Source organism: Sphingobacterium sp. UDSM-2020 (genome assembly GCF_016132525.1).
Taxonomy (GTDB): Bacteria; Bacteroidota; Bacteroidia; order Sphingobacteriales; family Sphingobacteriaceae; genus Sphingobacterium; species Sphingobacterium anhuiense.
The window spans coordinates 994,123-1,008,007 of the sequence record NZ_CP066166.1 but is presented as its reverse complement, the minus strand read 5'-3'; the positions used below and the strand labels follow the sequence as shown (position 1 = coordinate 1,008,007).

At 34.6% G+C, this 13,885-nt stretch carries 11 protein-coding genes; 6 read left to right on the top strand and 5 right to left on the bottom strand.

What is annotated here, in order from left to right:
• Positions 1-14 precede the first annotated feature (14 nt).
• The 4 genes from recA to JAZ75_RS04225 all read right to left on the bottom strand — a co-directional run bounded on the left by recA (position 15) and on the right by JAZ75_RS04225 (position 3,725).
• Entirely contained in the window at positions 15-1,034 is a 1,020-nt protein-coding gene (gene recA / locus JAZ75_RS04240; RefSeq protein ID WP_021191922.1) for a recombinase RecA, read from the bottom strand.
• A gap of 82 nt (positions 1,035-1,116) precedes the next feature.
• Positions 1,117-1,785: an endonuclease III gene (gene nth / locus JAZ75_RS04235; protein WP_132843608.1), complete on the bottom strand. Its 669-nt coding sequence runs from the start codon at positions 1,783-1,785 to the stop codon at positions 1,117-1,119.
• A gap of 53 nt (positions 1,786-1,838) precedes the next feature.
• Positions 1,839-2,021 carry a hypothetical protein gene (locus tag JAZ75_RS04230; RefSeq protein WP_132771512.1) on the bottom strand — a complete coding sequence of 61 codons (183 nt, stop codon included), beginning with the start codon at positions 2,019-2,021 and terminating at the stop codon, positions 1,839-1,841.
• A 72-nt stretch (positions 2,022-2,093) separates the two neighbouring features.
• Positions 2,094-3,725, bottom strand: coding sequence for a S8 family serine peptidase (locus JAZ75_RS04225; RefSeq protein WP_208700385.1), 1,632 nt, complete (start codon positions 3,723-3,725; stop codon positions 2,094-2,096).
• Between the two features lie 164 nt (positions 3,726-3,889).
• Between JAZ75_RS04225 and JAZ75_RS04220 the strand changes: the two genes are divergently transcribed.
• The gene (locus JAZ75_RS04220; protein ID WP_208700383.1) at positions 3,890-6,022 is read left to right on the top strand and encodes a S9 family peptidase; all 2,133 of its coding nucleotides are present in this window, start codon (positions 3,890-3,892) and stop codon (positions 6,020-6,022) included.
• 36 nt (positions 6,023-6,058) lie between these two features.
• Here JAZ75_RS04220 and JAZ75_RS04215 read toward each other — a convergent pair whose 3' ends face one another.
• On the bottom strand, positions 6,059-6,250 hold the full coding sequence (locus JAZ75_RS04215) for a hypothetical protein (protein ID WP_021191926.1): 192 nt from the start codon (positions 6,248-6,250) through the stop codon (positions 6,059-6,061).
• Between the two features lie 663 nt (positions 6,251-6,913).
• Here JAZ75_RS04215 and JAZ75_RS04210 point away from each other — a divergent pair.
• The 5 genes from JAZ75_RS04210 to JAZ75_RS04190 all read left to right on the top strand — a co-directional run bounded on the left by JAZ75_RS04210 (position 6,914) and on the right by JAZ75_RS04190 (position 13,882).
• Complete coding sequence (locus JAZ75_RS04210; RefSeq protein ID WP_021191927.1) at positions 6,914-7,630, top strand: N-acetyltransferase; 717 nt, start codon at positions 6,914-6,916, stop codon at positions 7,628-7,630.
• 60 nt (positions 7,631-7,690) lie between these two features.
• The gene (gene argG, locus JAZ75_RS04205; protein ID WP_208700381.1) at positions 7,691-8,875 is read left to right on the top strand and encodes an argininosuccinate synthase; all 1,185 of its coding nucleotides are present in this window, start codon (positions 7,691-7,693) and stop codon (positions 8,873-8,875) included.
• Positions 8,876-9,066: 191 nt separating this feature from the next.
• On the top strand, positions 9,067-10,080 hold the full coding sequence (gene argC / locus JAZ75_RS04200) for an N-acetyl-gamma-glutamyl-phosphate reductase (RefSeq protein WP_208700379.1): 1,014 nt from the start codon (positions 9,067-9,069) through the stop codon (positions 10,078-10,080).
• Positions 10,081-10,928: 848 nt separating this feature from the next.
• A complete protein-coding gene (locus tag JAZ75_RS04195; protein WP_208700377.1) occupies positions 10,929-11,270 on the top strand; it encodes a hypothetical protein in 342 nt (113 codons plus the stop codon).
• Positions 11,189-13,882 (top strand): SusC/RagA family TonB-linked outer membrane protein, encoded by a 2,694-nt coding sequence (locus tag JAZ75_RS04190; RefSeq protein WP_208702345.1) that lies wholly within the window; start codon positions 11,189-11,191, stop codon positions 13,880-13,882. The genes JAZ75_RS04195 and JAZ75_RS04190 overlap by 82 nt, the downstream gene beginning before the upstream one ends.
• Positions 13,883-13,885 lie beyond the last annotated feature (3 nt).

Genomic DNA, 13,885 nt, shown 5'->3' with positions numbered 1-13,885 from the left:
ATGTAACGAAAAAATTAACCTTCTTCTAAAACGAGATTTGGATCTACGCCAGCAACTTCAGCTCTGATTTTTGCTTCTAGTTCATCCGCCAAATCCGGGTTGTCAAGTAATAATGATTTTACAGCATCACGACCTTGTCCCAATTTTGTCTCTCCATAGCTAAACCATGAACCAGCTTTCTTAATGATATTGTATTCAACACCTAAGTCGATGATTTCACCAACTTTTGAAATACCCTCTCCGAACATGATATCAAATTCGGCGATTCGGAATGGAGGAGCTACTTTATTCTTAACAATTTTTACTTTTATGCGGTTACCAGATACTTCATCAGAATCTTTGATCTGAGAAGTACGACGGATATCAAGACGTACAGATGCATAGAATTTTAATGCATTACCACCTGTCGTTGTTTCAGGGTTACCAAACATAACACCGATTTTTTCACGGAGCTGGTTGATGAAAATACAACAGCAGTTTGTTTTGGAAATTGTACCTGTTAATTTACGTAAAGCTTGAGACATTAAACGTGCTTGAAGTCCCATTTTGGAATCCCCCATCTCACCTTCAATTTCTGCTTTAGGTACTAAAGCAGCGACGGAGTCAATGACAATAATATCAATAGCTCCAGAGCGGATTAGATTATCGGCAATTTCTAAAGCCTGTTCGCCATTATCGGGTTGTGCAATTAATAAGTTCTCAACATCAACACCTAATTTCTGCGCATAGTATTTGTCAAAAGCATGTTCAGCATCAATAAAAGCAGCTATACCGCCTGATTTTTGAGCCTCAGCAATGATATGCGTTGCAAGGGTTGTTTTACCAGAAGACTCAGGACCGTAAATCTCAATGATACGACCTTTAGGAACGCCTCCGATACCTAATGCGATATCAAGACCTAAAGAACCTGTAGAGATTGATTCAATGGGATCAACAGTAGTATCTCCTAATTTCATAATGGCGCCTTTGCCATATGATTTCTCTAATTTATCTAATGTAAGCTGTAATGCTTTTAATTTATCTGGGTTGCTCATATTCTTAGTATTGTTAAGTCAAAAGTAAGGAATAGTTTTTAATTTGCAAAATATTTTTACTAAAAAAATTAGTCTACTGTTTTTAACTAACTTTTTCTTTGATTTCTTTCACTTGATGCGTTTTTTCAAAATATTTACACATGTAAGTAATGGCACATTTGTCACATTGAGGTTTTCGGGCTAAGCAAATGTAGCGACCATGTAATATAAGCCAATGATGAGCAATAGCGATGGTTTCAACAGGCAGATATTTGACCAGTTGTTTTTCCACAGCAAGTGGAGTTGTAGCTTTACTCGTGAGACCAAGCCGGTTACTAACGCGAAATACATGTGTATCAACAGCCATTGCAGGTTGATTGTAAACCACTGAAGAGATGACGTTTGCCGTTTTCCTGCCGACACCGGGTAGTTTTATCAAATCTTCTATTTTTTCAGGAACTGTAGAATCAAATACATCAACCAGCATTTTGGCCATTCCAACCAAATGTTTCGCTTTATTATTCGGATAGCTTACTGAACGGATATACGTGAATATTTCCTCAGCACTACTATTCGCCAAAGTTTCGGCAGTTGGAAATTGTTGGAAAAGTTTAGGAGTCACCAGATTGATTCGTTTATCTGTGCATTGTGCAGACAATATTACAGCGACCAATAATTCATAAGGATTACTATAATTTAATTCTGTTTGTGCATCTGGGCTATTTTTAGAAAAATATTCTACAAAAGCTTTATATCTATCTTTTTTCAACATATCTATCAAAGATAGTTAAGTTTTTAAAATATAGAAAAGGCTTAATCTCCCGACTAAGCCTTTTTGTTGACTACAGATTTTGAGTAATTCAAAATTCTATCAATACAGGAATCACTTGGATTCATCATGATTTTTGGTAGCTGAAGTTTTAATTGTTGTTCCACATCCTCATCAGAGATTTTTACTTCTGTTTCGATGTTTTTAACTTCATTTTCTGTTGTAAAGTTTTCGACCATACGCAATCTTTGTTGTTACTGTTAAATTTATTAGTAAAACGTAAAACAAGATGCAAATATTATGTCAATATTTTATTTTTTCTTTTTAATGAGATATTCATTTGCTTTTTGCACAGCCATGTAAGCATTAACTATACCGCCTGAAATAGAAATATCAGCTAATTTGACTGTCTTATAAGAACCATCTTCCAGTTTAATTCGAACCGAATCATCTAACTTTGTAACAGAGTTCATGATAATATCTTTTGTCTCAAGAGCTGATAACTGCGGGTAGTAAGAGCGTAACATACCAGCAAGACCGGCAACTACAGGTGCAGCCATACTTGTACCCTGTTCTTCTTTGTATTCAGAGTGTGGAGCAGTTGAATTGATATATAATCCTGGAGCAAATACATCCACGGAAGCTTTACCATAGTTTGAAAAACTTGCCAGCAGCTCATCATCTTTCCGAGGCCCTGTCGCACCAACAGTAATCCATGCATCTGCAACGCCTGTTATAGCACCTAAGCTATCTGTATAAAATTTATTCGGATAATTAGGTGAAATATCATTATCCTCACTGTCGTTACCTGCAGCATGAATAAGTAAAACGTCTTTTGACATAGCATATTTTACTGCCTCATCTACCGTATTTTTATTATAAGCGTATCCTTTTCCGAAACTCATGTTAATAACCTTAGCGCCATTATCAACAGCATAGCGGATGCCATTTGCGACATCTTTGTCACGCTCATCTCCATCTGGCACTAGGCGAACTGAAAGTATTTTTACATCGTTAGCGACCCCTTTAATGCCAATATTATTTTTGCGATCAGCTGCAATGATACCGGCTACGTGTGTTCCGTGAAGTGCATCAGGACCTGTAACATCCGAGTTTCCATAATGATATTCACGTGCATCATCGTAGTTATCACCAACAATAGAACGTGAATCATATTCTTTATTAAGATGATAGGCGACTTGATTTCCGAAGTAATTTGCGCCTTCAGTTAAATCATCATAAAACTTTTTAAATCCGCCAGCTTTCTCAATTTCTTCTTTCGCAATTCTAATCGCAATCTTTTGACGGTTGCCCGGAGGATTGAGACTATCTAGATCTGCTGTTGTTATCGCAGACTTATCCTTATTGATGCTTTTGATAAGATTATCGATGTTCTCTTTCAATGCAACATAATTTAGTGCACCATATTTTGCTTCATCCAATTTCTCATTATAGGCATCTACCATTTTTAAATAAGCATTGTAAGCACGTTTTTCTTGGTCGGTCATAACGGTCGAAGCCGTTACTCCATCATATTTTGGAGCATGTTTACGGATCAGTCTTGTTAATTCCAAATTATCAAAATGCACGTTTTCACCAGTTGCGTTACCAATGAAATTCCAGCCATATTTATCATTAATGAATCCATTTTTGTCGTTATCAACTCCATTCGAGATACTGTCTTTCAAATTAATCCAGACTATGTTTTTTAAATCCTCATGATTGACATCAACACCGCCATCCAGAACGGCTACAATAACAGGTGTAGATTTTTTACCTTTTAGTAAACTCTCGTAAGTTCTTTCTGTACTTATGCCCAGTACACCATCTTTTTCATAATCCAGATTAAACCAGTTTTCAGGTACACTTTTATTCTCCTGAGCGTAGCCCAAAATGGGGGTTAATCCAATAGCAAATACATACAGTAATCTTTTTAAATTCATCTTTTGATATTTTGATGTGGTTACGATCTGCAAATATAATGCTAGTATGATGCTTAAAATGTTAATTTTTACTAAATAATACTGATACATCCGTATTTTTACCTTTACATAATTCTGAATTCTTTGGTTAATTCAGTCTTTTGATCATTACGAAAATTAGAAATATGATTATTTTAAGCGCTATAATAGGAACAGCACGAGCAGAGCAATATACTTCAGAACAATTAAATACAAAAGGTATTCAAGCTCCCTTAGCGGTGATTAAACCACATAAGAGAGACATTCACAACGATCAAGTGATCGATGATTATTATTGGATGAATGATTTCTTTAAGGAGGGGCCTGACGCTGAATTGGTAATTGATTATTTAAAAAAAGAAAATGATTATACGAATGCTGTGCTAAAGCCAACGGAAAAATTGCAGGAGCAATTGTTTCAGGAAATGAAAGCACGGATTAGAGAAAAAGATGAATCTGTTCCTTATCTTAAAAATGGATATTATTACTATACCCGTACAGAAGATGGGCAGCAGTATTTTAAGTTTTGTAGAAAAAAGGATGAGCTTAATGCGAGCGAAGAGATTCTGCTCGATATTGATGCCATGGCAGTAGGTTATGCGTATTACGCTGCTACAGGGTTTTCGGTAAGCCCCGATAACAACTTAATGTCTTTTGGTGTCGACACCGTATCACGAAGAGAATATACCATTTTCATTAAAAATCTACTGACGGGTGAAATCTATAAAGACGAAATACCAAAAACATCAGGAAACTCTACTTGGGCTAAGGATAATAAAACGCTTTACTATACGGCAAAAAATCCAGTTACATTATTAAGTGAAAAAATTAATAGACATACATTAGGAACACTTGTAGATGATGATGTAACCGTTTATGAAGAAATTGATAATACCAATTACATCGGTGTCGGAAAATCAAAGAATGGTGAATACATATTTATTGAATCAGAAGGAACGCTTTCATCAGAAGTTTTTTATCTGAAATCTGATGACCCAGCTGGAAATTTTCAGGTGTTTCAACCAAGAATGAAAAATGTGCTGTACCATGTTACAGCTTTGGAAGATCGCTTTCTCATTGTAACAAATGACGAAGCAAAAAATTTCAAGGTTATGCAGTGTCAGCTTGGTATGACTAGTAGAGAACATTGGAGAGCATTTATTCCACATCGAGAAGATGTATTAGTAAGTGAGGTAGATGAATTCAAAGACTATTTGGTCGTTACCGAAAGGAAAAAAGGATTGTCTCAAATAGCTATACACAACTTACAAAATGAAGAACAGTATTATCTTGATTTTGGAGAAGTAGCTTATACAGTTTATCCCAGTACTAATGTTGAATACGATACACAAAAATTACGTTTCGGCTATACCTCGCTTGTAACACCTTTATCGACTTATGAGTACGATATGGTGACTAGGAAAAAAATCTTATTGAAGCAACAAGAGGTTGTTGGGGGCTATGATACGCATGCATATAGTACGGAACGCATTTTTGCAAAAGCAAGTGATGGTACTGCTATTCCCATTTCTCTTGTCTATAAAAATGGTATTAAGAAAGATGGTTCGGCACCTTTGCTATTATATGCATATGGTTCGTATGGATACGCGATAGATCCTACATTTAATAGTGCTCGATTGAGTTTGTTAGATCGCGGTTTTGTATATGCAATAGCACATATCCGAGGAGGTGAGGAGATGGGGAGACAATGGTATGAAGAAGGTAAAATGATGAATAAGATCAATACATTTACAGATTTTATTTCTTGTGGTCATTATTTAATTGATCAGAAATTTACAAGCTTGGGACATCTTTATGCACAAGGAGGAAGTGCAGGTGGACTTTTAATGGGAGCGATAGCCAATATGGAACCAAATCTATGGAATGGTATTATTGCACAAGTTCCTTTTGTGGATGTCGTGAATACGATGTTGGACGAGGGCATTCCATTAACAACCAATGAATATGACGAATGGGGAAATCCTAATGAAAAGGAAGCTTACTATTATATGAAGAACTATTCCCCATATGAAAATATAGAAGGAAAGGAATATCCAAATATATTAGTCACAACAGGATTGCACGATAGTCAGGTTCAATATTTTGAGCCGGCAAAGTGGGTCGCGAAATTAAGAAAGATGAAAACTGATAATCATGTGTTACTGCTTAAAACGGATATGGAGTACGGTCATGGTGGGGCATCCGGACGATTTGACTATCTCAAAGATATTGCTTTAAACTATGCATTTCTATTTGCTTTAGAGCATATAGAGAAGTAAATCATAAATAAAAAAAGCGCCTGAAAGGCGCTTTTTTTATTTATGATTTAAACTATCGACTTTTTCATCATGTTCGATTTGTCTAGAATCAATTTGATGTTGTTGATAATTATCCATCGCAACCTTGCTCGCCTTTTGCGAAACATATATTGCGAGAACAGCAATTACTGTGATAAGTGCAATTCCCCAAGCATATTTTTGTTTATCTTGTTTAACTAACCAATACATAAAAATAAAGTAAGGGATCCCGAAAATGCAATAAAAAATGATACTAGGAGTGTCCATATGCTGTTGTGTACTAATGGCGAACTTTATAAGATCACCGATGAAGCACAAAATTATCTAATTTTAATGAGAATACTAAAAGTTTCTATTTCTTTATTTTTTTTAGTATTGATAGCAAGTTATTAATGATTCTAGACATTTGTTACCAGATTGGTTTTTTTATTCATCAGTTATTCATTACAATAAAATGATTTAAGTGATTGATTTATAAGTTGTAAGTTGAGTGGTTTTAAGTTTTTGTGGTTTTTTGTCATTTTATAAAAAATGCGTACTATTATTGCAGAAAAGAAAAAAATTATTTTATACATTTGCAACGTCCTTTAAGAAGACGATAACTAGAAATGAAGAATAACAATACATTAAAATTCTCTTTGCTACATGCTTTTAAAAAGTTTGTTGGTAAGAGGTATTGTTCTTTTATTTTTAGGCAGATTCCAGTTCTTCGCTTTCGACGACCCATACTACCTCGGGCTTGATATGAGGTAGTGATCTTTCTTTTCAGTAATATCATCAGGTCCGATGATGGCGCTCCACGATTTTATTAATTGTTTTTTCATAACAAAACGCAATTTCGGTTGTTAGTTTTATTATTTGGGTCGTAAGTCAATGACTATTTCAGAATTTTTAATTATTCCCGCAAAACCTGAGCATGTTGCATATGCTGAGCAGATTTGCAATGAAATGTTCGAGTCTGCAAAAGCTCGAGGTACTGGTATTGCACGTCGCAAGCCAGAATATGTTGCTAATAAAATGATTGAGGGTAAAGCCGTTATTGCTTTACACAAGGATGGAAGATGGGCTGGGTTTGTCTATATTGAAACCTGGGGACATGGTGATTATGTTGCCAATTCTGGTTTAATTGTCAATCCTGAATTTCGTAAAGTAGGTTTAGCCAAAGCAATTAAAAAAAGAGTCTTCGATTTATCTCGCGAAAAGTATCCACATGCAAAGATTTTTGGTTTAACGACAGGTTTGGCGGTTATGAAAATTAATTCAGAACTAGGTTATGAACCTGTGACCTATTCCGAGCTCACACAAGATGAAGAATTTTGGAAAGGATGCCAAAGTTGTGTGAATTACGATATCCTATTAAGTAAGGATCGTAAAAACTGTATGTGTACAGCTATGCTTTGGGATCCTGTTGATAAGGAACGCGAATTGAAAGAAAAAATTCAGCGAAAAGCAGAAGCAAAAGAAAGATTAGAGCGTATTACGCAGAAACAATCGTTGTTGAAACGTATAGAAGCAAAATTATGGAAATCAGCAAAGAAGTTTGTTGCAGCTAATTTCCATAAGAGTAAAAAAGTAGTTAAGGAGTTTTAAGTTTTTTATATTTTTGTTTAAGTCTCATTCCGAGGTTTATCAATGAATTAATCCAAAAAGATGAAAAAAGTAGTTTTAGCATTCAGTGGTGGGTTAGATACATCATTTTGTTGTATTTATCTAACACAAGATTTAGGTTTAGAAGTTCACTCAGTAGTAGTTAACACAGGAGGTTTTTCCGATGAGGAATTAAAACAGATTGAAGAGCGAGCTTATGCTTTAGGCGTAAAGTCGCATACAGCTATTGATGAAACAGAAGACTATTACCGCGAAACTATTAAATATTTGATTTTTGGTAATGTATTGAAAAATGCAACTTATCCATTATCAGTATCCGCTGAGCGAGTTTGTCAAGCGACCGCTATTGCCAATTATGCTAAGAAAATTGGAGCAGAATGTGTAGCGCATGGATCTACAGGTGCAGGCAATGATCAGGTACGTTTTGATATGATTTTTCATACCTTAATTCCAGGAGTGGAAATTATTACGCCAATTCGTGATTTGCAATTATCGCGCGAAGATGAAATAGAATATTTAAATAAACATGGTGTTGAATATTCAGCTGAGAAAGCTAAATACTCGATTAATAAAGGTCTTTGGGGTACTTCAGTAGGAGGAGCAGAGACATTAACATCCAATCAGTATTTACCAGAATCTGCTTGGCCAACACCAGTAACTTCTACAGAACCTCAGCAGATTACGATTGATTTTGTAAAAGGTGAACCAACAGCATTGAATGGAAAAGCATTAGATGCGGTACGTGTAATTCAAGAATTACAAGCATTGGCACAACCTTATGGTATCGGTCGTGATATCCACGTAGGAGATACCATTATTGGTATTAAAGGCCGTGTAGGATTTGAGGCAGCTGCATCCGTTATTTTGATAAAAGCACACCATGCTTTAGAAAAACATACGTTGACTAAATGGCAATTAGCTTGGAAGGATCAGATTGCAGGGTTTTATGGCAATTATATGCACGAAGGACAAATGCACGACCCTGTAATGCGTGATATCGAGGCATTTTTACAATCTACTCAGGAAACTGTAACAGGAAAAGTGATTATCGAGTTACACCCTTACCGCTTTGTCGTTATTGGTATCGAATCGGAATATGATTTAATGTCTAATAAATTTGGAACATACGGTGAAATGAACGCTGGATATACAGGTGACGATGTAAAAGGATTCTCTAAAATATTTGGTAATCAAACCATTATTTGGCATAAAGTTAACGGAAAGTAAGTGTTATTGTAATTCGTTTAATTCGAATTCGGCACTTATTTCTTTGTTAAAATACAATGGATCCCATGCTCACCATTTGAGATAGGGATCCATTTTTTACATACATTGGACCGTTAGATGTGTCACTGGATATCTTAAATTAGTAGTCCATCCATCGCATCGTAGTGCAATTAAAATCTAAATACTAAAAAATGATAAAAGTAGGAATAGTAGGATCAGCAGGGTATACTGGAGGAGAATTATTACGCGTGTTGATTTATCATCCGGAAGTTGAAATTGTATTTGCCAATAGTGCCTCCAATGCAGGCAATAAAATCTATGAAGTACACAATGATCTATTTGGTGATACGGAATTAACATTCTCTTCAGATTTTCATTCAGATATAGATGTATTATTCTTATGTGTAGGTCACGGAGATGCTCGTAAGTTTTTGGATGAAAATCCAATTGATCCTTCAGTGAAGATAATTGATCTATCACAAGATTACCGTTTGAAAGCGAATACGGCGTACAACGGTAAGAATTTTGTATATGGTTTACCTGAACTGAATAGAGATAAAATTAAAACAGCTCACTATATTGCAAACCCGGGTTGCTTTGCAACAAATATTCAATTGGCTCTTTTGCCATTGGCAGATAAGGGTTTATTACCGAGTCAGATTCACGTGAATGCAACGACAGGATCTACAGGAGCAGGACAGAAACCAGGCGCGACTACACACTTCTCGTGGCGCAATAATAACCTATCAGCTTATAAATCTTTTGAACACCAGCACTTGCAGGAAATATCGGAATCCTTAGCACAATTGCAGGATGGATTCCTTCCTCAGTCAGATCAATCCTTACTAGAAAGAGCTGCAGAGAGAATCAATTTTGTTCCGCAACGAGGTGATTTTGCAAGAGGCATATTTTCAGTTATATACGTCGATTCAGATTTATCTGAAGAACAGGCTTATGAACTTTACGAAGCTTATTATGAGGGACATCCCTTTACCCATGTGAGTCGTAAAAATATTGATTTAAAACAAGTTGTCAATACAAATAAAAGTATTGTTCATATAGAAAAACACGGTAACAAATTATTAATCTTAAATGCAACAGATAATTTGTTGAAAGGCGCATCAGGACAAGCCGTACAAAATATGAATTTAATGTTTGGTCTAGATGAAAGAGCAGGGTTAAATTTGAAAAGTGTAGGGTTTTAAAAGTTTATTTATTTAATATCAAAAAAAGGAGTCCAGGTGGTCTCCTTTTTTTATGCTTGTGTAAGTAATTAAATGATAAATCTAAAAATTTAATTTTTAGATTTATAGATGATCAGATGATTTAATCTTTCTTGATTACATCATGAAAGCTACTAAGCTTCTGAAAAGCTAATTTAATGCCTTAGTATCTATTTGCTTTTTTGCATTCTCCTTTTTTATGATCATCAATTTGATTTAATTTGTATTTTTTCTGTTTATCATGATTAAATAAATTGTGTCAACAATTTTAAAAAAGCCTATTATTTTTTATACCTGTTGCATGAGGTAAGAAGTGATGAAAATCCTTTTTGGTCGCTTTTTTATCAAGAATTATGATATTGTAACAAAACATATGTTATACATAATGGTATTGCAATCGGTTGTGTCGATTGCGCAATCGTTTTCGTTGTTGTGCAGTTATAATAATACTTAATAATTATTCTATACTTGTTCCAACTAACAATTATTAATGTATAATATGAAAGAGTAATAACAGCTGTCCTAACCAATAGCGTTATCTCTTTAAATTTTTTTTAAACCTAGTCTAATACTAGTACTGACATTATTTAGAATTTTTATTGCAAATAGAATAAAAATGGAATTTCAAAAACTCCATTTTATTTTTAAAATTTTTTGATCAGTTCTAAAAGTTTAATGAATTTAGTTTGATCTGTTTCTGAAACAGATTTGATATCAAACATTATCGTAATTATTGTTCTGTCAATTTGTTTTAGGTCAGCTTGTTCTTAATTGAGGTTAAAATATGCGGATCACTATTAATGAAAATAAACTTAAATTAAATTAAAATAATGGTTAAAATTTACACAAGCGTTTCATGTGCTTTTTTTTTATCTATTGTTGGAACTCAATCTTTATACGCAAAAAAAAGCCTATTTAAACGCCCTGTTCAAATTGGCTCACATATTTTGCGGGATACTGTTAAAAATGAGGATTCCGATTATGATGTGAAAACTGACACAATTGGCCAAATGGTGCAGGCCATGCAGAAATTTAAATCTGTTAGAGATACGATCAATATGCGCTATGTAACCCCGTACCTAATTTATCAATTCAGCAGATTATCAAAGGCAATCTTGCGGGGGTTTATGTACAGGAGCCAAATGGCGAACCAGGTACAGAGCAAAGCATAATTGTACAAGGTGCTTCTGGAATCTTATTTTCCAAAAGAGATGTCTACGCACTACAACCTGCTATTTATGTAAATGGTGTTCCTATCGTTCCTGAGAATCCTTTTGCGTTTGATGTTCAGAAGTATGATTATAACCGGATTGGTCCTTCTACAAATTTATTGTCGCAAATTGATGTAAGTAATATTCAATCTATTGCTGTTATTAAAGATCCTTATGAATTAGCTAAGTTGGGTCCCAATGCCACAAATGGTGCGATTTATATCACCACAAAAAATGCAAAATCAGGTCAAAAGGATATTAGTATCAATTCTTATTTTGGCTTTGCCCCAGCGCCTAAGGTAAATACAGTAAACGGGGTTTATGAAAATAGCTTTAGAAGACCTTTTTATGAAAAGTACGGCAATCAAGAAAGGTTTGATGCTTATGCACCTTATTTAAGAGATTCTACAAATACAGCTTATTTTGGTCCTTCAAATTGGAATGATTCATATTACAAAAATACACCTACGTATTCTGCTGATATGGGTATTACCGGTGGAAATGATCGTGCTAATTTTAGATTTTTTGGTTCAGGGACTAAAAATGCTGGAAATGCAGATGACACAAATTTAAACCGTTATAATGTGTTTTTTGGAATTAATATGGCACCATTTAGCTGGTTGACTGTCTCTAGTAACGTAAATGCAACACGTTTAGATCGTACACGTAACAAAAGTTTAAGAGATCGCTTTGCAGAACAACGATATATTCCAGATTTATCCACACCATTATCTCCAAACAAAGAAATCTACAATGGATTCTTAGATGAAAACAAGAAAAATGTTGATAATAATCGTGTGACAACATTAGGCGGTAATTTGACACTAAGTGCAAACATCAATAAATTGATTTTGTCTAGTTCCCTTATGTTTGATTACAATGAGGGAACTCGTGATTATTTTACTCCCTCTACATTATTGGATGGTGTAAGTTATATATCTAATTACTTTGGATATAATCAACGACTGATCCTTAACAATACAGCATCATATGAATTTGATTTTTCTGAGGACAGTCAGTTAGCACTAGAGGCTGGTCAGATTTATCAAGGTGATACGTATAAGTATAACTATGCTCGTGCTTATAATGGACCAAATGATTATGTAAAATTGAATAAAGTAAATCTTTCCGATCTGAATGCTACCGATTTTTACGTGTTTAGATATATTGATAAAGAGGTACATAATATGCTTTCCTTCTATGGTTCGGCAAAATATAAATACAAAAGCATAGTTGACTTTAGTGCTATCGTGAGAAGAGATGGATCATCAAATGGTCAGCCAGATAGCAGATGGGTAACCACACCAGCCTTTAATATCAATTATAATTTAAAAAATCAATTTTTAGCGAATTATTCTTTTGTAAATAAATTAAATATTGTGGGAGCTTGGGGTAGGACTGTAAGTCCATTTTTGGATGACCGTTATGCAGCTGGGCCACAATATCGGTCGGAAAATGGTTGGTATGAAGAGCCTACTATCCCAGGTTATGGACCTGTGTTAGGTATCAATAGACCTTATGACAGCGGTTTTATTGGTTACAATATTAAGATGCCGATTGCAGAACGTACAAGCGTTTCATTAGATGGAACTTTTTTTAATAATCGTATCAATGCTTCAATTTCTGCCTATAACAGAAATAATAAAAATCAAGTTGTTGGCGTACCAGTACCGACAGAAACAGGCTATAGTTTAAATTATAAATCAGGATTAAATATTAATAACAAGGGTCTAGAGTTTACGCTTAACGGCGCTATTGTTGAAAATAAGAACGGCTTTAATTGGAATTCTGCTATTAATTTGAGTTACAATAGAAATAAAGTAACGTCTTTACCGGAAGGTTATAAGGAGTTAATTAATGGGGATAATAGATTGGAAGTCGGTAAGTCAGTTGGGAGTTTCTGGTTGTATAATAATGAAGGTATTTATAATTCTGAATCTGAAATACCTGCTGGCTTGACATTTAATGGTATTCCTATCAAGGTAGGTGATCCAATTTGGAAAGATCATAATAAGGATAACCGTATTGATAACAATGATAAAGTCCAAATGGGGAATCGTCTTCCAAGTTTTGTCGGAGGTTGGAATAATAACTTTGCCTTTAAAAATTTTGATTTGAATTTTAATTTCATTTTTGCAACGGGTAATAAAGCAATCAACCAATATGAGGCAAAACGATATGGATTTATTAACCGTGAAGCGGGTAATGACATCAATTCCGTTCGCGAAGTGTCCTCATGGCAAAGTTTTGATAATGAAAAGAATTATCCGATTTATAACCCTTGGAGTGATGTAGATCCTTACCGTGTGGATCAAGATCTTTTTTTAGAGAATGCATCTTATTTGAAGTTAAGGTCTTTAACACTAGGCTATGATATGACTCAGGCTGCAATTTTTAAAAAATCGGATCAGCCAATCAGACGATTATATCTGTATGTCACAGCAATGAATCTTCTAACTATAACAAAATTTACAGGAACTGACCCGGAGTTAATTAATTTCAATGGTTATTATGATGGTGCTAATTTGAGTATCCCGAAAACTGTGGTTGTAGGATTTAAATTAGATTTATAAACA